This is a genomic window from Nonomuraea rubra (assembly GCF_014207985.1).
Classification (GTDB): Bacteria; Actinomycetota; Actinomycetes; order Streptosporangiales; family Streptosporangiaceae; genus Nonomuraea; species Nonomuraea rubra.
This window is the reverse complement of sequence record NZ_JACHMI010000001.1, coordinates 10,342,968-10,361,787: the sequence shown is the minus strand read 5'-3', so window position 1 is coordinate 10,361,787 and position 18,820 is coordinate 10,342,968. Positions and strand designations below refer to the sequence as shown.

At 71.1% G+C, this 18,820-nt stretch carries 16 protein-coding genes; 10 read left to right on the top strand and 6 right to left on the bottom strand.

Going from position 1 to position 18,820, the window contains the following annotated elements; translation table 11 throughout:
• Positions 1 to 11 precede the first annotated feature (11 nt).
• Entirely contained in the window at positions 12 to 629 is a 618-nt protein-coding gene (locus HD593_RS47140; protein WP_185109411.1) for a DedA family protein, read from the bottom strand.
• 391 nt (positions 630 to 1,020) lie between these two features.
• On the opposite strand from HD593_RS47140, the gene HD593_RS64815 reads away from it, so the two are divergent.
• Entirely contained in the window at positions 1,021 to 2,172 is a 1,152-nt protein-coding gene (locus HD593_RS64815) for a sensor histidine kinase (protein WP_221525331.1), read from the top strand.
• An 85-nt stretch (positions 2,173 to 2,257) separates the two neighbouring features.
• Positions 2,258 to 3,235: a hypothetical protein gene (locus tag HD593_RS47130; RefSeq protein WP_185109410.1), complete on the top strand. Its 978-nt coding sequence runs from the start codon at positions 2,258 to 2,260 to the stop codon at positions 3,233 to 3,235.
• On the opposite strand, the gene HD593_RS47125 is transcribed toward HD593_RS47130, so the two are convergent.
• The 3 genes from HD593_RS47125 to HD593_RS47115 all read right to left on the bottom strand — a co-directional run bounded on the left by HD593_RS47125 (position 3,143) and on the right by HD593_RS47115 (position 5,891).
• Entirely contained in the window at positions 3,143 to 3,784 is a 642-nt protein-coding gene (locus tag HD593_RS47125; protein ID WP_185109409.1) for a VC0807 family protein, read from the bottom strand. The genes HD593_RS47130 and HD593_RS47125 overlap by 93 nt on opposite strands.
• A gap of 213 nt (positions 3,785 to 3,997) precedes the next feature.
• Complete coding sequence (leuE, locus tag HD593_RS47120) at positions 3,998 to 4,648, bottom strand: leucine efflux protein LeuE (RefSeq protein WP_185109408.1); 651 nt, start codon at positions 4,646 to 4,648, stop codon at positions 3,998 to 4,000.
• A 49-nt stretch (positions 4,649 to 4,697) separates the two neighbouring features.
• Positions 4,698 to 5,891, bottom strand: a complete 1,194-nt coding sequence (locus tag HD593_RS47115) for a serine hydrolase domain-containing protein (protein ID WP_185109407.1) — start codon at positions 5,889 to 5,891, stop codon at positions 4,698 to 4,700.
• Positions 5,892 to 5,982: 91 nt separating this feature from the next.
• On the opposite strand from HD593_RS47115, the gene HD593_RS47110 reads away from it, so the two are divergent.
• From HD593_RS47110 to HD593_RS47100, 3 genes are read left to right on the top strand one after another with little or no spacing between them, the layout of a single operon-like run.
• Positions 5,983 to 6,849 (top strand): TIGR03619 family F420-dependent LLM class oxidoreductase, encoded by an 867-nt coding sequence (locus tag HD593_RS47110; RefSeq protein WP_185109406.1) that lies wholly within the window; start codon positions 5,983 to 5,985, stop codon positions 6,847 to 6,849.
• A 31-nt stretch (positions 6,850 to 6,880) separates the two neighbouring features.
• Positions 6,881 to 8,272: a selenium-binding protein SBP56-related protein gene (locus HD593_RS47105; RefSeq protein ID WP_185109405.1), complete on the top strand. Its 1,392-nt coding sequence runs from the start codon at positions 6,881 to 6,883 to the stop codon at positions 8,270 to 8,272.
• Positions 8,269 to 8,868, top strand: a complete 600-nt coding sequence (locus tag HD593_RS47100) for a hypothetical protein (protein WP_379478746.1) — start codon at positions 8,269 to 8,271, stop codon at positions 8,866 to 8,868. Before HD593_RS47105 ends, HD593_RS47100 begins: the two co-directional genes overlap by 4 nt.
• Before the next feature lies 1 nt (position 8,869).
• Here the strand turns inward: HD593_RS47100 and HD593_RS47095 are convergent, their stop codons facing one another.
• Positions 8,870 to 9,340: an Lrp/AsnC family transcriptional regulator gene (locus tag HD593_RS47095; protein WP_185109404.1), complete on the bottom strand. Its 471-nt coding sequence runs from the start codon at positions 9,338 to 9,340 to the stop codon at positions 8,870 to 8,872.
• Positions 9,341 to 9,433: 93 nt separating this feature from the next.
• Between HD593_RS47095 and HD593_RS47090 the strand changes: the two genes are divergently transcribed.
• From HD593_RS47090 to HD593_RS47070, 5 genes are all read left to right on the top strand, one after another.
• On the top strand, positions 9,434 to 10,126 hold the full coding sequence (locus tag HD593_RS47090) for a nitroreductase family protein (protein ID WP_185109403.1): 693 nt from the start codon (positions 9,434 to 9,436) through the stop codon (positions 10,124 to 10,126).
• Positions 10,127 to 10,198: 72 nt separating this feature from the next.
• A complete protein-coding gene (locus tag HD593_RS47085; protein WP_312904240.1) occupies positions 10,199 to 12,025 on the top strand; it encodes a M14 family metallopeptidase in 1,827 nt (608 codons plus the stop codon).
• A gap of 280 nt (positions 12,026 to 12,305) precedes the next feature.
• Positions 12,306 to 13,871 (top strand): chitinase, encoded by a 1,566-nt coding sequence (locus HD593_RS47080; RefSeq protein WP_185109402.1) that lies wholly within the window; start codon positions 12,306 to 12,308, stop codon positions 13,869 to 13,871.
• Positions 13,868 to 15,304 (top strand): carbohydrate-binding protein, encoded by a 1,437-nt coding sequence (locus HD593_RS47075; protein WP_185109401.1) that lies wholly within the window; start codon positions 13,868 to 13,870, stop codon positions 15,302 to 15,304. The genes HD593_RS47080 and HD593_RS47075 overlap by 4 nt, the downstream gene beginning before the upstream one ends.
• 55 nt (positions 15,305 to 15,359) lie before the next feature.
• Positions 15,360 to 17,153, top strand: a complete 1,794-nt coding sequence (locus HD593_RS47070; RefSeq protein WP_185109400.1) for a chitinase — start codon at positions 15,360 to 15,362, stop codon at positions 17,151 to 17,153.
• Here HD593_RS47070 and HD593_RS64000 read toward each other — a convergent pair.
• The gene (locus tag HD593_RS64000; RefSeq protein WP_185109399.1) at positions 17,146 to 18,717 is read right to left on the bottom strand and encodes a molybdopterin-dependent oxidoreductase; all 1,572 of its coding nucleotides are present in this window, start codon (positions 18,715 to 18,717) and stop codon (positions 17,146 to 17,148) included. The genes HD593_RS47070 and HD593_RS64000 overlap by 8 nt on opposite strands.
• Between the last annotated feature and the right edge of the window lie 103 nt (positions 18,718 to 18,820).

Sequence of the window (18,820 nt, the reverse complement as noted above, 5' to 3'; positions counted from 1 at the left end):
GCCAGGCAGGGTCAAACGGACGTGTCCGCAGGAAGACGTTCCGGGGAAGCCTTGATGGCGCGCTTCTTCCTGACCCAGCGCACGATCTCCACCACGGCGGTGATGGACAGCGCGATGCCCAGGCCGAGCAGCAGGCCCTTGATCGGGTCGTTCTCGAACGCCATGCCGCCGAAGAAGCCGATCAGCCCGGAGTACACCGCCCACGAGCTGGTCGCGATCGCGTCGAAGAAGGTGAACGAGCGCAGCGGATGCCGCACCGCGCCCATGGTCAGCGTGGTCGCGGTACGCCCCCCGGGGATGTACCTGGCCACGACCAGGACGAGCCCGCCCCGCTCTTCCAGGGCCTTGCGCGCCCAGACGAACGCCTTCTTGTTCCGCAGCCTGCCCGCCGACTTGTTGCCGATCAGGTAGGAGATGTGGTCCCCGGCGAACGCGCCGAGCGCGGCCACCAGGATGACCAGGGCCAGGTTCGTGTCGCCGGCGGCGGCGAACACCCCCGCCGTGATCACCGACGTCTCGGCGGGCACGACGGGGAAGAACCCGTCGAGCAGCGCCAGGGCGAACAGCGCGACATACAGCCACGGCGACGACATCACCTGCTCGACGAGGTCGAGGATGGCGTGCGACATGAGCGTGTACTCCGATCGTTAGGGCACTCACACAGCCTGGCGGCGTGCGACGTCCGGGAACATCGGGGATGCCCCCGGTCGAACGCGGTCCTTTCCCCTACGGGGGTCAGGGCCGATACCCCTTGAAGGTAGAAACTCCGCAGGTCACGGCACATCGGACGATCGGCACGCGCTACCCCCTACTTTCGTCGGGGGCAGGGCCTGCGACCTCCGGATGACACCTACGATCAAACCGGTTCCGACCGGCGGAATCAGGAGTGGAGATAGGCGCATTCGTGGTAGGGCTAGCCCTACCAAGGAGGTGGACGGCACCCCACCCTGACTTTCGTCGGGGGTGCCACCCGACTTCGGACGGCGTCCGCGTCCCCGCGCTGCCGCTACCGTCGGTGCGGTGAAGCGTCTTCGCCGGGAGAACCGCCGCCAGGTGGTCTATGACCTGCTGCTCTTCTTCGCGCTCGGCGTCTTCATCGCCGCCATGGGGCCCGACCCGTTCAAGGACCCCGCCGGGTTCGGCATGGTGACCGTGCCCCGGTGGGTGCTCGCGGCGGTGGCCGTGCTCGTCGGGCGGCCGTACCCGCTGGCCGCCCTGGTGCTGCTGCTGCCGCTGGGGCCGTGGCGGTTCAGCGAGGGGTTCGCGACCGTGGACCTGAGCTGGCTGCTGCCCCGGCGGAACGTCAAGATCCTGCCGCTGCTGCCGACGTCGCCGTTCATCGCCTGGTACGCGTACCTGACCGGGCGGCGGATGGCCAGGGGGTGGCCCGCGCTGGTGGCGTTCTGCGTGATCGCGCTGGTGGGCGTGGTGGTGGTGGTGAGCAAGGGTGGCGACCTGGCGCTGTGGGTGTCGATGGTGACCGCGGTCGTCGGCACGTACGTGGTGCCGCACCTGTTCGGGGTGCTGCGCCGCAAGCTGCTGCAGCAGCGGCGGCAGGCCAGGACGTCGGCCGAGGCGCAGGCCAGGCTGCGGGAGCGGGCCAGGATCGCGCGCGAGATGCACGACTCCCTCGGCCACGACCTGGCCCTGATCGCGGTCAGGGCGGCGGGGCTGGAGCTGGCTCCCGGGCTCGCCCCCGCCCAGGTCAGGGCGGCGGGGGAGCTGCGGCTCGCGGCGGCCGACGCCACCGAGCGGCTGCGCCAGATCATCGGGCTGCTGCGCGAGGACTCCGACGCGGCGCCGCTGGCCCCCGTCGGCGAGGACGTGCCGGAGCTGGTGCGCAGGGCCGCCGACTCCGGCATGCGGATCTCCCTCGACCTCGCCCCTGGGCCGGTGCCCGGCTTGGCCGCCGCCGTGGTGCAGGAGGGGCTCACCAACGCCGCCAAGCACGCGCCGGGCGCCGCCGTGACGGTCTCGGTCGCGCCGCACCTGGTCCGCGTACGCAACGGGCCGCCGCGCTCCCGGCCCACCGCCAGGACCGGCGGCCTGGGGCTGGCGGGCCTGCGCGAGCGCGTACGCCTGGCCGGCGGCACCCTCACCGCCGGGCCGTCGGGCGACGGCTTCGAGCTGACCGTGACACTCCCCCGCGAGGGGGAGGAGGATCCCCGCTAGGCGGGAGGGCTCAGGCCGCCCCGGACGCGAGGCTCGGAGCATGACGCAACCCGCACCGAGCACCGGCCACCGACCCCGGCGCTCCGTGAGCCTCACGGACCCCGCGCCCGGCATCGGCCGCCGTACCGCCGCGATCGTGGCGGTGGCGGCCATGCTGCCCTACCTCACGATCAAGATCCTCTGGCTGACCGGCAGCTCACTCGGCGTCGGCGACCCGGGCCTGATGAACGACCCGGCGATGATCGGGCTGAACGCGATGACCTTCGGCATGGACGCCGTGGGCCTGCTGCTGGCGCTGGCCTTCACCGCGCGCTGGGGCATGCGGCTGCCCGCCCCGCTGGTGCTGCTCCCGCTCTGGGTGGGCACCGGCCTGCTGTCCGTGATCGTCGTCACCGCGCCGATCATCGTCGCGGCGGCGGGGACGGCCGCGTTCAGCGGCGGCCCCATCGAGCCGTGGGTCTACATGATGGTCTACGCCGGCTTCCTGACGCAGGGCATCGGCCTCATGACGGCCTTCGCCCTGTACGCCCGCGACCGCTGGCCGGCCGCCTTCACCACGCCCGTCGGCCTGCCCTACCCCAGCCTCACCAGGCCGCTTCAGGCGGTCCTGGCCTGGGGCGCGCTGCCGGTGGCCGTGGTGCTGGGCGGAGCGCGGCTCGTGCGGGCCTTCGAGGGCCCGGCGGCGGGGGCGGCGCAGAGCGGGCTCAAGGGCCTGCTCGCGATCGCCGGGGCCGTCGCGCTGGTCGTGATCGTCCGCGGGCGGGGCCGCGGCCCGTTCCGGCGCCCGCTGGCGGCGGTCTGGCTGGGCTCGGGCTCCCTGTTCGGCTGGGGCCTCTATGCGATGATCGTCCGGTCCGTGGGCGGGCCGCTGGCCGCGGGGGCGGGCGGCCCGGCGGACCTGGTGGAGCTGTTCGGCATGCTGACCGGGCTGGTCATGGGGATCTGCGGGGCGTTCCTGCTGATGGAGCGGTCAGGCGTGAGCGACGTGCAGCCGGCGCAGGAGCCGCTTGAAGGCGAGGATCGAGAACACGATCGCCGTACCGCTGATCACGGCCACCGCTGACGTACGCATGATCATGAACGCACCGAGCGAGCCGCCGATCGACTCGTAGACCGCCAGGAAGATGCTCAGCGTGGAGTTCATCAGCAGCACGAATGCCCACAGCAGCGTGATCCTGGCGAAGAACCGCCGCACCCGCTCGTGCTTGAGCACCGCCGACGGCAGATGGATGTAGTCGAGCGTGAGCTTCTGCACGAGCGGCCTGTTCAGCCGCACGGAGGCGAGGAAGGCGATGCTGATGCAGATCGTGCCCATCTCGGGCTGGATGAAGAACCACATCCAGGTGCCGGTCCAGAACGCCACGATCGCCCGGATGGTGATCGCGAACGCGGCCAGGTACATGGTGGCGGGCACCTTGACCCGCTTGACGAGCCGCCAGGCCACGCCCAGGTAGACCCAGGCGACGGTGAGGGCCAGGGCCCACTTGAAACCGAGGACCACCATGGCGAGGTAGAACACGGCGAGGGGGGCGACCACGCCTTCGAGCAGCCGGGGAGCCGCCTGCCGGGCGAGCGCGGTGAGGCGTGGGAGGGTGACCGTTGGATGGTTCAAGGCTGCTCCGCAGATAGGCCGACGATCGACGTCTACCCGGGCTTCGTGGGACCAGGCATTCCGGATGGACCGCTCGACGTCCCGATGCGTCCATCACCGCCGTCCCGGGAAGCACGCCGGTGGCTTACCGTACCCGAGGAGAAGGGATGGGACTGCCTCTTTTGACGCGTTCCATCTGTGTCCACGAAAACAGCGCACCCTTGAATACGGCTTTCATCCGAGTGACGCTGTGGCGAGTTTCGCGCCGAACCCCAGGAAGACGGCGCCGACGCCGGAGGTGAGCCCGGCGCTGAGCCGGCGGTGGCGGCGGAACTGCGCGGCCAGGAAAGTGCCGCCGAAGATCAGGGCGGTCAGGTAGAGGAAGCTGAAGACCTGGATGACCGCGCCCAGGATGACGAACGACAGCGCGGGGTTGGCGTAGGCCGGGTCCACGAACTGCACGAAGAACGAGACGAAGAAGAGGATGGCCTTGGGGTTCAGCAGGCTGATCGTCAGGGCCTTGCGGAACGGCCGCGTACGGCCGGCCTCCTCCACCGCGGGTGCCTCAGCCGCCTGAGCGGACCGCCACGACCTCCAGGCGCCGCGGATCATCTGGAACCCGATCCAGGCCAGGTAGCCGGCCCCGGCGTACTTGACGATCGTGAACAGCAGCGGGTTGGCCCGCAGGAGCGAGGCGGCGCCGGCGGCGCTGAGGAACATCAGCACCGTGTCGCCGACGAAGACGCCCGCCGCGGCCCGGTATCCCTGCCGGACGCCGTGGCGGGCGGCGTAGGAGAGCACGTACAGGGAGTTCGGGCCGGGCAGGAGGATGATCAGGAAGGCGCCGACGACGTAGGTCCAGAGATCCTTGATGCCGAAGAACATGCCGCTTGCTCCTGGGGACGAACTGGTGACGTATCACGGTATCGGGTGGTCAGGCGTACCAGATGCCGCCGTAGGCCTGCCGGTGGCCGAGCGCCCGGTACGCCGCGTCCACCAGCGCCTGGCCGCGCGGGTTCACGCCGAGCCCGGCGCCCTGCCTGCTCATCGTGTAGCCGAACGCCAGCCGCGCCGCCGGATCGCAGAACCCGATCGAGCCGCCCATCCCCACGTGCCCGAACGCGGTCTCCGCCAGCAGCACACCCTCGCTGTCCGGCTCGGGCAGGTGCCGGTTGTCCACCTGCTTGACGAAGCCCAGCGCGAAGTGGGTCGGCGCGAGCAGCACCGCGTCGGCGCCGGCCGAGGCGGTCAGCGACATGAGCGCCAGGTGCTCCCTGGTCACCAGGTCGCCGCCGCCCAGCGACAGCGGGCGGTACATGCCCGCCAGGCCCCGCGCGTTCGTGATCCCTCCGACGGCGCCGATCTCGGCGGCGTGCGCGGCCCGGCTGTCGGACTCGCCGGCCGCCATGTACCCGCCCTCGTGGGCCAGCACCGCGGCCTGCACCGAGGCGGGGTCGCCGAACGCCCTGAGGTAGAACGAGGCCGGCGCCTGCGGCGGATCGGCGGGCACGGTCGGCGCGACCCGCCCCTCCTGCTCCTCGGGCAGCCCCAGCCAGAAGTCCAGCCCGAGCGGCTCGGCCACCTCCTCCCGGAAGAACGTGCCGAGCGAGCGCCCGCTCACCCGCCGCACCACCTCGCCCACCAGGTAGCCGAAGGTCAGCGCGTGGTAGCCGTGCCGGGTGCCCGGCTCCCAGTACGGCTCCTGCTCCGCCAGCCGCCCGGCCATCAGCTTCCAGTCGTAGAAGGCGCCGGGAGGCAGCGGCTCGCGCAGCGCCGGCAGCCCGGCCTGGTGGGAGAGCAGGTGGCGGACGAGCGTGCCGCCCTTGCCGCGCACGCCGTACTCGGGCCAGTAGCGGACCACCGGCGCGTCCAGGTCGAGGTCGCCGCGCGAGGCGAGCACGTGGGCGCAGAGTGCCGTCGCCCCCTTCGTGCACGACCACACGTGCCCGATCGTGTCGCTCGCCCAGGGCCGGCCGGGCGCCGCCTGCCCGCCCCACAGGTCCACGGCCACCTCGCCGTCGACGATCACGCACACCGACGCGCCCACCTCGCCGCGGTGGGCCAGGTTGGCCTCGAACTCCTCGCGTACCTGGGAGAACCGGGGGTCGCAGGTGCCATGCACGGTCATTTCCCGAATGCATCACGAAAGCGGGCGCGTGTAAACCGATGACTTTCCACCGCGGCCCTGGTCAGATGTGCAGACAAGGAAGGAGTACGAGATGGATCTCGGAATCGGACTTCCCGTGACGGGCCCGCAGGCGGACCCGGAGGAGATCGTCCGCGTGGCCCAGGCGGCCGAGCGGGCGGGGCTGGGCGCGGTGTGGACCTACGAGCGCCTGCTGCGGCCCGCCGAGCCGTGGATGCTGGGGCTGGAGCAGGTCATCCCGCTGCCCGAGGAGAGCGCCAGCGTGTACGACCCGCTGGAGACGCTCGCCTACCTCGCGGCCAGGACCAGCACGATCCGCCTGGGCGCCACCGTCGTCGACGCGCTGTTCCACCCTCCTGTCGTCCTGGCCAGGCGGCTGGCCACGCTCGACCGGCTCAGCGGCGGCCGCATGTGGATCGGCCTGGGGCAGGGCTGGATGAAGCAGGAGTTCGAGGCGGCCGGCGTGCCCGTCAAGCGGCGCGGGGCGGGCTTCGCCGAGCACGTGCAGGCCATGCGCGCGTGCTGGGGCCCCGACCCGGTGAGCTTCTCCGGCCGTTTCTACACGATCCCCGAGTCGGGCATCGGGCCCAAGCCGACCGGGCTGACGCTGCTCGGCGGCGCGGCGGCGCCCGCGGCGCTCGAACGGGTGGCCGCCCTCGGCCTGGGGCTGACCACCGTGGTGTTCGACTGGGACCAGCTCGCGCAGGGCGTCGAGACGTACCGCAAGGCCGGCGGCTCCGGCCCGCTGGTGATCCAGGTGAACGGCACGGTCAGCGAGCGCCCGCTGGACGAGCGCGCGCCGCTCACCGGCTCGCCCGAGCAGATCGCCGAGGACCTGCCGCGGGCCGAGGCACTGGGCGCCGACCACGTGTTGTGGCAGCCGATCGGCTTCGAGACGGACGGGCTGGTCGAGCGCATCGCGGAGATCAATACCTATTGACCGTGTAGGGAATCGGTCTATATCTGGAGAGATGACCCTCTGGACTCCGGATCCCACCTTCTACCCGTCCCCCAGAGACGCCGCGGGCGCCCCCGCCGAGAAGCTGGCGTACGTCGCCGCCTTCGACCGGGCGGCGGCCCGGCCCGACGCCCTCGCCGTCATCGACACCGACCCGTCCTCGCCCGCCTACGGCACCGTCGCAGGCTGGACCGACCTGCCCAACACCGGCGACGAGCTGCACCACTTCGGCTGGAACGCGTGCAGCAGCGCCCTGTGCCCGAACGCGCCGCACCCGCACGTGGAGCGGCGCTACCTGGTCGTGCCCGGCCTGCGCTCCTCCCGCATCCACATCTACGACACCAAGGACCGGATCAGCCCCGAGCTGGTCAAGGTGATCGAACCGGAGACGCTGGCCAGCCGCGCCGGCTACTCGCGCCCGCACACCGTCCACTGCGGCCCCGAGGGGCTGTACGTGTCCGCGCTCGGCGGCGCCGAGGGCAGGGACGGCCCCGGCGGCATCGCGGTGCTCGACCACACCACGTTCGAGGTGGTCGGCCAGTGGGAGCTGGACCGGGGGCCGCAGTACCTGGCCTACGACTTCTGGTGGCACATCAACCAGGACGTGCTGGTCTCCTCGGAGTGGGGGACGCCGCAGATGATCGAGAACGGGCTGGTCGGGGAGCTGCTGCTCGGCCGCAAGTACGGCCACAAGCTGCACTTCTGGGACCTGCGCAAGCGCGCCCACGTGCAGGAGGTGGACCTGGGCGACGAGCACCAGATGCCCCTGGAGCTGCGCCCCGCCCACGACCCCACCCGCCTGTACGGCTTCGCCGGCGTGGTCGTCAGCGTCGAGGACCTGTCGGCGTCCGTCTGGGTCTGGTTCCACGAGGAGGGCCGCTGGCAGGCCCGCAAGGTCATCTCCATCCCGGCGGAACCGGCGGACGCCGACCGCCTGCCGCCGCTCCTGCGGCCGTTCGGCGCGGTGCCGCCGCTGGTCACCGACATCGCCCTGTCGGTGGACGACCAGCGGCTGTACGTCTCGTGCTGGGGGACGGGGGAGCTCAAGCAGTTCGACGTGTCCGACCCGTTCAAGCCGGTCGAGCTGGCCTCGCTGCGGGTCGGCGGCATCGCCCGCCAGAACCCGCACCCGGCCGACCCCTCGCTCCCGCTGCGCGGCGGGCCGCAGATGGTCGAGGTCAGCCGCGACGGCCGCCGCGTCTACCTCACCAACTCCCTGTACGGCTCCTGGGACGACCAGTTCTACCCGGACGGGGTGGGCGCCTGGATGGCGAAGATCGACGCGGAGTCGTTCACCTTCGACACCCGCTTCTTCCCGCACGGGGACGCCTTCCGCGGCCTGCGCCCCCACCAGGTGCGCCTGCAGGGCGGCGACGCCTCCTCCGACTCCTACTGCTACCCGTGACGCTCGCCGCCGTGCTCCTGCTGGGCGCCTTCCACGGCCTCAATCCGGCCATGGGCTGGCTCTTCGCCGTGGCCCGCGGCCTGCAGGAACGCAGCCTGGACCGGCTGCTCCAGTCGATCCCGATGATCGCCCTGGGCCACCTCGCCTCGGTGGCCCTGGTGGCTCTCGTCGTCGCGGCCACCGGGTCCGTGGTCACGGGCACCGTGCTGTCGATCGGGGGCGGCGTGGTGCTGGTGGGCTTCGGCCTGTGGCGGCTGCTGTCCCGCAGGCACTTCCGGTGGGTGGGCATGCGGCTGTCGCTGTGGCAGCTGGCCGGCTGGTCGTTCCTGATGTCGTCCGCGCACGGGGCCGGGCTGATGCTGCTGCCGGTCTTCACCGGCCTGCACGCGCAGGGCCACGCGGGTCACGCGGCCTCCGGCGGGCTGGGCGTGGCCGCCCTGCACACGCTGGCCATGTTCGGCGTGGCCGGGACCATCGCGGTGGTCGTCTACCGGGTCGCGGGGCTGACCGTGCTGCGGCGGGCGTGGTTCAACGTGGACCGGATGTGGGCGCTGGCCCTGGTGGCCGCCGGGGTCATCACGCTGGCCCAGGTCTGAGTCACGGGCCTGCCAGGGGCATCACGCGGTGCGGCACCACCGTGGACAGCGTGATGACGGTGGTGCTGCGGCGCACCCCGGGGATGGCCAGCATCCGGTCGATGACCTGCTGGAGGTGCTCGTGGTCGCGGCCCGCGAGCCGGCACAGCACGTCGCCTGGACCGGTCACGATGTAGGCCTCCAGCAGCTCGGGAATGGCCTCCAGGGTCGTGGAGATGTGCTCGCGGGCCGCCTGCTCGACCTCCAGCGTGGTGAACGCCTGCACCGGGTGCCCGAGCGCGGCGGGGGAGAGCTCCGGGCCGAAACCGGTGATCACGCCGTCGGCGACCATGCGGTCGAGCCTGGCCTGCACGGTCCCCCGCGCCACCCCCAGCAGCCGGGCGATCTCCAGCAGGCCGCTGCGCGGGCGTTCGGCGACCAGGCGGAGGAGATCGCGGTCGAGATCGTCGAGGCCGTGGCGGCGTGCTGGCATATTCGCCTCCCAAAGGGGGTTTCGCTGTCAGATCGGCAGCATGCGAGGGGCACTGTTGTCAGATCCGGCACCCGGGCCGACACTTCGGATCTTATGGAGCACCAGCACCCGTTCGTTCCCTACAAGCCGGAGCGCCACGCGCCCGAGGAGATGGTCAGGCGCGGCGAGGAGTTCCACCGGCTGGTGGAGCGGCGGCGCAGCGTGCGGCACTTCAGCCCGGAGCCGGTGCCGTACCGGTGTGTCGAGCTGGCCGTACGGGCCGCCAACACCGCGCCTTCCGGGGCGCACCAGCAGCCGTGGAAGTTCGTGGTGATCGGCGACGCGCAGACCAAGCGGCGCGTGCGCGAGGCGGCCGAGGCCGAGGAGCGGCAGAACTACGAGGGCGGGCGGCTGCCTCCCGAGTGGCGGGCGGCGCTGGCGCCGCTGGAGACCGGCTCGGACAAGGGATATCTGGAGGTGGCGCCCTGGCTGGTGGTCTGCTTCGCCGAGAAGTACGGCCTGACCTCCGGGGGAGAGAAGGTCCGCCACTACTACGTCAACGAGAGCGTCGGCATCGCCTGCGGCCTGTTCATCACGGCGCTGCACGTCATGGGCCTGTCCACGCTCACGCACACGCCGAACCCGATGGCCTTCCTCGTCGAGATCTGCCGGCGCCCGGCCAACGAGCGGCCCTACATCCTGTTCCCCGTCGGGTACGCGGCCGAGGGGACCGAAGTGCCCGATCTGGCCAGGAAACCCCTGGAGGAAGCCCTCATCCCCATGTCCGTAAATTTGGGCCTTTCCTAGCCCTTCCAACCTCATCACTCTCAGTTCAGGCGCGAGTCAGCATCCCATCCCGAGCGCCTGAGGAGGACGAAGGTGAAACGCCGATTAGTCATCCTGATGGCAGCCCTCAGCCTGATCTGCCTGACCGGCATGACGGGCGCGGGCGCCACCGCCGAACCGCCGCCCAACAAGCAGTACCGCGTCTCCGGCCCGGCCGACGCCCGGCAGCGCAGTGCCGTGGCGGCCACAGGAGCCGCCATCGAGGAGGTGGCCACGGACTCGGTGCTGGTCACGGCCACGGAAGCCGAGGTCTCCGCGATCAGGCGGCTCGGCTACCGGGTGGCGGAGGTGCCCCGCCCGACACCCCCGTCCGCCGACGCCTTTGACTTCCCGCCGGCGGACTCGCAGTACCACAACTACGCGGAGATGAACGCGGAGATCAACGCCCTGGTGGCGGCCCATCCGACGATCATGAGCCAGTCGAACTACGGCACGTCGTACGAGGGCAGGAACCTGCGCCTGATCAAGATCAGCGACAACGTGGGCACGGACGAGAACGAGACCGAGGTCCTGTTCACCGCGCACCAGCACGCCCGCGAGCACCTCACGGTCGAGATGGCGCTGTACATCATGCACCTGCTCACCGACAACTACGGCAGCGACGCGCGGATCACGAACCTGGTGAACACCAGGGAGATCTGGATCATGCCCGACATGAACCCGGACGGCGGCGAGTACGACATCGCCACCGGCAGCTACCGCTCCTGGCGCAAGAACCGCCAGCCCAACTCCGGCTCGTCGGCCGTCGGCACCGACATGAACCGCAACTGGGCCTACAACTGGGGCTGCTGCGGCGGCTCCTCGGGCTCGACGTCCAGCGAGACGTACCGGGGCGCGAGCGCCGAGTCGGCGCCCGAGGTCAGGGCGGCGGCCAACTGGGTGCGCAGCCGCGTGGTCGGCGGCGTCCAGCAGATCAAGTCGCACATCGACTGGCACACCTACAGCGAGCTGATCCTGTGGCCCTACGGCTACACCTTCAACGACACCGCCCCCGGCCTGACCCAGGACGACCGGGACGCGCACGCCACCCTCGGCCAGAACATGGCCTCCACCAACGGGTACACGCCCGAGCAGGCCAGCGACCTCTACATCACCGACGGCACCATCGACGACTGGATGTGGGGCGTCTACAAGATCTTCAGCTTCACCTTCGAGATGTACCCGACCGGTTCGAGCCCGGGCTTCTACCCGCCGGACGAGCAGATCGTCCCCCAGACGACCCGCAACAGGGAGGCGGTGCTGCGCTTCCTGGAGTACTCCGACTGCGTCTACCGCATCATCGGCAAGGAGGCCCAGTACTGCGGCACCGGCAACCCGCCGATCACCGTCTGGTCGGACACGTTCGAGACGGCCACGGGCTGGACCGCGAACCCGGCCGCCACCGACACCGCCACCCTCGGCCAGTGGGAGCGCGGTGACCCGGAGGCCACCACGTCCAGCGGCGCCAAGCAGCTCGGCACCACGGTCAGCGGCACGAACGACCTGGTCACGGGCCGGCTGGCGGGCTCCTCGGCAGGTGCGTACGACATCGACGGTGGCACCACCTCGATCCAGTCGCCGCCGATCACGCTGCCGTCCACGGGCGCGCTGAACCTGTCGTTCTCGTGGTACCTGGCGCACGGCTCGAACGCCTCCAGCGCCGACTACCTCCGGGTCCGCGTGGTGGGGAGCACGACCGCCACGGTGTTCAACCAGGCGGGCGCCGCCTCGAACCGCAACGGCTCGTGGGCCACGGCCTCGTCGAGCCTGAACGCGTTCGCCGGCCAGACCGTCCGCATCGTGGTCGACGCCGCCGACGCCTCGGGGGCCTCCCTGGTCGAGGCCGGCGTGGACGACGTCCGGATCACCCAGCAACCGTAACCCGCCACCACCACTCCGCCGCACGGGATTCCGGCCCCCGTGCGGCGGAGTCGTGTTTGGGTCTTGTAAGCCTCCGTTGTCAAAGCTACGATCGCGACAACTCTTAGGAAACTTTCCTAAAAGTAATCATCAATCGGACAAAACCTAACAACCGCTGCAAGGTTAGTCGCGCCGACACCCCCCAAGGCCCGTGTTTCACCTCCGCGGGCCGTGCCGTACGGCTTGCGCTCTCACCCCCCGGTGCAAGCCGTACGGCACGCACACCTCCAAAGGAAGAACCGTGAGACTACGCGCGATCGTCTTAGCGCTAGCGACCCTCGCACTCGGCCTCCAAGCCCTGCCTGCTCACGCCGCCTCCGCCACCGCGACCTTCGTCAAGGTCGCCGACTGGGGCTCCGGCTTCGAAGGCAAGGTCACCGTCACCAACGGCACCACCACCGCCCTGCCGAGCTGGAACGTCCAGTTCGACGTGCCGTCCGGCTTCACCATCCCCTCCGCCTGGGACGCGGTGATGACCAGGAACGGCCAGCACTACATGTTCACCAACCCGAGCTGGGCCTCCCCGCTCGCGCCGGGGGCCAGCGCCAGCTTCGGCTTCAACGGCAGCCCCGGCAACTTCCCCGGCATCACCGGCTGCACGCTGAACGGCTCCTCCTGCGGCGGCGGCACCCAGCCCGGCGTGCCCGGCGCGCCGGGAGCCGTCACCGCCACCACGACCGGCAGCGCGATCACCCTGAGCTGGGGCGCGGCCGGCGGCACGGTGACCGGCTACCGCGTCTACGAGGGCACGGCCGTCAAGGCCACCACCACCGGCACCACGGCCACGATCAGCGGGCTCGCCGCGTGCGAGACGCACACCTACACGGTCAAGGCGTACAACGCGCAGGGCGAGTCGCCCGGCCGGGACGCCACCGCCACCACCACCGGCTGCACCGGCGGCGGCGGGACCCTGCCCAGGCACTTCCTCACCGGCTACTGGCACAACTTCGTCAACCCCGCCGTCGAGCTCAAGCTCTCCGCCGTGCCGAACGAGTACGACCTCGTCGCGATCGCCTTCGGCGAGGCCACGGCCAACGCCGGAGAGGTCGTCTTCTCGGTCGACCCGGGGCTCGCCACGGCCGTCGGCGGCTACACCGACGCCCAGTTCAGGGCCGACGTCGCCGCCCTTCACCAGCGCGGCAAGAAGGTGATCCTGTCGGTCGGCGGCGAGGCCGGCCGGGTGCAGGTCGCCAGCGCCGCCGCGGCCACGCGGTTCGCCGACTCGGTGTACGCGCTCATGCAGAGCTACGGCTTCGACGGCGTGGACATCGACCTCGAGAACGGCCTCAACGCCACCTACATGGCCCAGGCGCTCAGGTCGTTGCGCGCCAAGGCCGGCTCCGACCTGATCATCACGATGGCCCCGCAGACCATCGACATGCAGTCGACCGGGATGGAGTACTTCAAGCTCGCCCTGTCCATCAAGGACATCCTCACGGTCGTCCACACGCAGTTCTACAACTCCGGCTCCATGCTCGGCTGCGACCAGGCCCAGGCGTACGGGCAGGGGTCGGTCAACTTCATGACCGCCCTGGCCTGCATCCAGCTGGAGAACGGCCTGCGCCCCGACCAGGTGGCCCTGGGCCTGCCCGCCGGCCCCGGCGCCGCGGGCGGCGGTGTCGTCGCGCCGTCCCTCGTCAACCAGGCACTCGACTGCCTGGCCAAGCGCACCAGCTGCGGGACCTTCGTGCCACCGCGCGCCTACCCGGACATCAGGGGCGCGATGACCTGGTCCATCAACTGGGACGCGAGCAACAACTGGCAGTTCTCCAAGACCGTCAAGCCCCACCTCCAGGGAATGCCATGAAATTTCGCAGCAGACTCATCGCCTGGGTGGCCGGCCTGGCCCTCGCGCTGACCGGCGCCGGGCTCACCGCCTCCGCCCCCGCGGCGTACGGCGCGGTACAGCAGCTGGCCGCGGCCTGGGCGCCGTGGACCTCCTACGCCACCGGCGCGGTCGTCACCTACAACGGCGTGGACTACGTGTGCCTGCAGGCCCACACCTCCCAGCCCGGCTGGGAGCCGCCGAACGTACCCGCCCTGTGGAAGCAGGGATCGGGCGGCGGGGGCAACGACACCACGGCGCCGTCCGTGCCCGGCAACCTCCGCTCGACCGGCGTCACCTCCAGCAGCGTCTCCCTGGCCTGGAACGCCTCCAGCGACAACGTGGGCGTCACCGGCTACAACGTCTACCGCGGCGGCACCCTCGTCACGACCGCGACCGGCACCTCCTTCACCGACACCGGCCGCGCCGCGAGCACCAGCTACACCTACACCGTCCGGGCCCGCGACGCGGCAGGCAACCTGTCCGGCGTCAGCAACTCCGTCACCGCCACCACCTCCACCGGCGGCGGCAACCCGAACCCCACCCGGATGCCCGGCGCCCCGTACCTCTACATGGGCTGGGGCAACCCGCCCAACCCCGGCACGGTCATGGACGCGACCGGCGTGAAGTCGTTCACGATGGCGTTCATCCTGTCCAGCGGCGGCTGCACCCCGGCCTGGGACGGCCAGCGCGCGCTGACCGGCGGCGCCGACCAGCAGGCGATCAACACGATCAAGTCGAAGGGCGGCAGCGTCCAGATCTCCTTCGGCGGCTGGTCGGGCAACAAGCTCGGCCCCAACTGCAGCACCCCGCAGGCGTACGCCAACGCGGTGCAGCAGGTCATCAACGCCGTCGGCCCGGCCGTCGTCGACTTCGACATCGAGAACACCGACGAGTTCGAGAACTACACCGTCCAGGACCGCATCCTGAACGGGCTCAAGATCGTCAAGCAGAACAACCCGAACGTCAAGGTCGTCGTCACCTTCGGCACCACGAGGACCGGCCCGAACAGCCACGGCATCCGCCTCATCAACCAGGCCAGGGCGCTGGCCGTGCCGATCGACAACTTCACGATCATGCCGTTCGACTTCGGCAGCTCCAACATCTACCAGGACACCGTCAACGCCTCCGAGGGCCTGAAGAACGCCCTCAAGAGCGCGTACGGCTGGACCGACGCCCAGGCGTACGCGCACATGGGCATCTCCGGCATGAACGGCCTGTCCGACCAGCAGGAGCTGACCTCTCCCGGCACCTGGACCCAGATCCGCGACTGGGCCAACTCCAAGGGCCTGACCAGGCTCGCCTACTGGGCCGTCAACCGCGACCGCCCCTGCCCCGGCGGCGGCGTGGTCTCGAACTGCAGCGGCATCGCGCAGTCCGACTGGGAGTTCACCCGCATCACCGCGGGCTTCTGACCCGCTGAGCGGCCCGCCCCCCGACCCCGGGGGGTGGGCCGCAGTGAGGAAACCCATGAAACTCCGAGCCCCGGCGGTCCTGCTCGCCGCCGCCCTCCTCGCCCTCCACGCCTCTCCCGCTTTCGCCGCCAATATCGCGATAAATCCGGGCTTCGAGGACGGCCTGACCGGCTGGACCTGCTCGGGAGCCCAGGCCGTGTCGTCCCCCGTGCACGGCGGCACCCGTGCGCTGCAGGCGACTCCGCAGGGCAACGACCTGGCCCGCTGCCAGCAGGCGGTCACCGTCCAGCCGAACACGACCTACCAGCTCTCGGCCTGGGTGCAAGGCAATTACGTCTTTCTGGGTGCGACGGGAACAGGCGTCAACGCCAGCACGTGGGGCGCTCCCGGCAGTCAGTGGAGCCAGCTCAGGACGTCCTTCACCACGGGCGCGTCCACCACGTCGGTGACGATCCACGTCAACGGCTGGTACGGGCAAGGGGCCTACCTGGCCGACGACGTGGTGCTCGACGGCCCCGGCGGCACCCCTGACACGCAGGCGCCGACCGTGCCCGGCAACGTGACGGTCGGCGGCGCGACCGCCTCCAGCCTGAACGTGTCCTGGTCGGCCTCGACCGACAACGCCGGCGTGACCCGCTACGAGGTGTCCAGGAACAGCGGCACCCCGACGGCGGTGTCCGGAACCGGCCACACCGCGACCGGCCTGACCGCGCAGACGTCCTACTCCTTCCGCGTCAGGGCCTGCGACGCCGCCGGCAACTGCTCGGCCTACTCCGCCCCGGTCACCGGCACCACGACCAGCGGCGGCGGCGGTCCAGGAGGTGACCTGCCGAAGCGGGTCCTGGTCGGCTACCTGCACGCCTCGTTCGCCAACGGATCCGGATACATCCGGATGAGCGACGTGCCGAACGAGTGGGACGTCATCAACCTCGCCTTCGGCGAGCCCACCACCGTCACCTCCGGCGACATCAGGTTCCGCCAGTGCCCGGCCGCCGAGTGCCCCAACGTCGAGCCCGAGGCCGACTTCGTCGCCGCCATCAGGGCGAAGCAGGCCCAGGGCAAGAAGGTGCAGATCTCGATCGGCGGCCAGAACGGCCAGGTGCAGCTCACCACGACGGCGGCCCGCGACAAGTTCGTCGAGTCGGTCTCCGCGATCATCGACAGGTACGGCCTCGACGGCCTGGACATCGACTTCGAGGGCCACTCCCTCTACCTCGACCCCGGCGACACGAACCTCGCCGCCCCCACCACCCCGGTCATCGTCAACCTCATCTCCGCGCTGAAGACGCTCAAGAGCCGCTACGGCGCGAAGTTCACGCTGACCATGGCCCCGGAGACGTTCTTCGTCCAGCTCGGCTACCAGTTCTACGGCCCCGGCCCGAACGGCGCGGCCGACAACAGGAGCGCCTCCTACCTGCCCGTCATCCACGCCATGCGCGACGACCTGACCCTGCTCCACGTGCAGGACTACAACTCGGGCCCGATCAAGGGCCTCGACGACCAGTACCACACGATGGGCGGGCACGACTTCCACGTGGCCATGACGGACATGCTGCTGGCCGGCTTCCCGATCATGGGCAACCCGGCCAACGTGTTCCCGCCGCTGCGCCAGGAGCAGGTGGCCATCGGGCTGCCCGCCTCGGTCAACGCGGGCAACGGGTTCACCAGCGTCGCGGAGGTGCAGAAGGCGTTCGACTGCCTGGCCAAGGGGAGCAACTGCGGGACGTACCGGCCGCGCGGGGTCTACCCGAACCTGCGCGGGCTGATGACCTGGTCGATCAACTGGGACCGGTACAACGGGCACGAGTTCTCCCGTAACCATCGGGCGTACCTGGACAGGCTCACCTGACCAGTTGCGTCGGCTTGACCGGCAGGCCCAGGCCGGGCGGGCGGTAGGTGGGCAGCGCCTCGCCGTACTCGTGCATCCAGGCGTGATCCACCAGCAGCCGCATCCGCCCGGCCGCGGCCGCGCCGCCGGCCTCGGCCGGGGGTGTCCCGCCGGCCATCCTGGCCAGCGCGGCGGCCACCAGCTCGGGGTCGGGCGGCGACAGGTCGCAGTGCTCGTCCGGCCCGATCAGCAGGTCCACGCCCGGCGGCAGCGGGTAGATGGGCCGCGGCAGCGCCAGCACGCGCGGCGGCGGTGCCATCGGCCAGCCGTCCGCCACCGCCTCCAGCAGCACCGAGCGCGCCGACCTGCGCGCGAACAGGCCCTCCGCCAGCGCCCAGCTCAGCGCGCCCACGTCGGAGCGGTCCTCGCCGCACGCGTGCAGGCACAGGTACGGCACCAGCGGGATCCCCTCCTGCCCCGCCTGCGCCCACCCGCCGCCGCACCCGGTCAGCACCAGCAACGCCAGCATCGCCCGGTAGGCGGTGTCGGCGTGCGGCGTCTCCAGCCGTCCCGGCACGATCACGCACCGGCCACCGGTCTTCTCCGCCGTCACCCCCAGCTCCCGCGCCGTCTTCAGCGCCCGCGACGCGGCCACCCCCGTGTACGCCTCCTGCCAGGCGGGCGTGTACGGCTCCGCGCGGTCCTCGTACCCGCCTGGCCACACGCCCGGCAGCCCGGGCCGCGCCACCCCGTAGGCGGCCAGCAGCAGATCGAACACGGTCGTCACCAGCTCGCCGCCGTCCCGCAGCACCGGCACGCCGCGCCGCAGCACCCCGGGCCCGTAGTCGAAGCGCGGCAGCAGGACCTCCACGGCCTCCGCCCCGTACAGGCTGAGCCGCCCGTACGCGCCGCCGGTCAGCCCGCCGGGCACGTACCCCGACTCGCGCTCCCGCAGCCGCACCAGGAACGGCAGATCGGTGCGCTCCATGGCGTGCGCGGCGAACGGCGTCCTGTCCAGGAAGAACTCCTTGAGCAGCACGTGCCCCATGGCCATCGCCAGCGCCCCGTCCGTGCCGGGCCGCACCACCAGCGTCTCGTCGGACAGCCGCGTCGGGTGCGTGCCGATCGCGACCACCTTCTGCCCCTTGTACCGCCCGGCGATCACCCACGGCGTGTCCGCCGTCCGGACGAGCCGGTTGTTCTCGCCCCACAGCAGCACGTGCGCCGCTCGCGCCCAGTCGTCGGCCCCCGGGCCCGCGAACCGGGGCCCCAGCACCTGCTCGGGCGCGCACGGGTGCTCGGTCAGCACCGCGCCGCCGAGCCCGCCGACCACCCGCGCCAGCGGCGAGGTGGCCAGTGCCGCCACCTGCTCGGCCCCGTGACAGGCCGCCGTGTACGCCATCGCCGCCGCCGTCAGCTCCGCGGCCGTCGCGTCGTCCAGCGGCACCCGCCGCTCGCCGCGGGCGCGCTGGTAGAGCTGTGAGTTCCCTGTGAGTTTCGCCCAGGCCGCGACCGGGTCGCGCAACCCATCTCTCACCTCGAAGTAGAGCCTGACCAGTGCCTGGTTGACCTGCGATCCCCCCATGGAAAAAGTTCAACACAGACGGTGATGTCGTATCGGGATACGTGTCGGCATGTCGGGGATAAGAATTGGAAGCCCTGGTGGCAGTAGTCCTCTGGTTACGGCA

Bases quoted from the DNA above. Each gene is read 5' to 3' on its own strand.
- HD593_RS47140 (WP_185109411.1), bottom strand. From the start codon at position 629: ATGTCGCACGCCATCCTCGACCTCGTCGAGCAGGTGATGTCGTCGCCG.
- HD593_RS47105 (WP_185109405.1), top strand. From the start codon at position 6,881: ATGACCCTCTGGACTCCGGATCCCACCTTCTACCCGTCCCCCAGAGAC.
- HD593_RS47110 (WP_185109406.1), top strand. From the start codon at position 5,983: ATGGATCTCGGAATCGGACTTCCCGTGACGGGCCCGCAGGCGGACCCG.
- HD593_RS47075 (WP_185109401.1), top strand. From the start codon at position 13,868: ATGAAATTTCGCAGCAGACTCATCGCCTGGGTGGCCGGCCTGGCCCTC.
- HD593_RS47070 (WP_185109400.1), top strand. From the start codon at position 15,360: ATGAAACTCCGAGCCCCGGCGGTCCTGCTCGCCGCCGCCCTCCTCGCC.
- HD593_RS47090 (WP_185109403.1), top strand. From the start codon at position 9,434: ATGGAGCACCAGCACCCGTTCGTTCCCTACAAGCCGGAGCGCCACGCG.
- HD593_RS64000 (WP_185109399.1), bottom strand. From the start codon at position 18,717: ATGGGGGGATCGCAGGTCAACCAGGCACTGGTCAGGCTCTACTTCGAG.
- HD593_RS47095 (WP_185109404.1), bottom strand. From the start codon at position 9,340: ATGCCAGCACGCCGCCACGGCCTCGACGATCTCGACCGCGATCTCCTC.
- leuE (WP_185109408.1), bottom strand. From the start codon at position 4,648: ATGTTCTTCGGCATCAAGGATCTCTGGACCTACGTCGTCGGCGCCTTC.
- HD593_RS47115 (WP_185109407.1), bottom strand. From the start codon at position 5,891: ATGACCGTGCATGGCACCTGCGACCCCCGGTTCTCCCAGGTACGCGAG.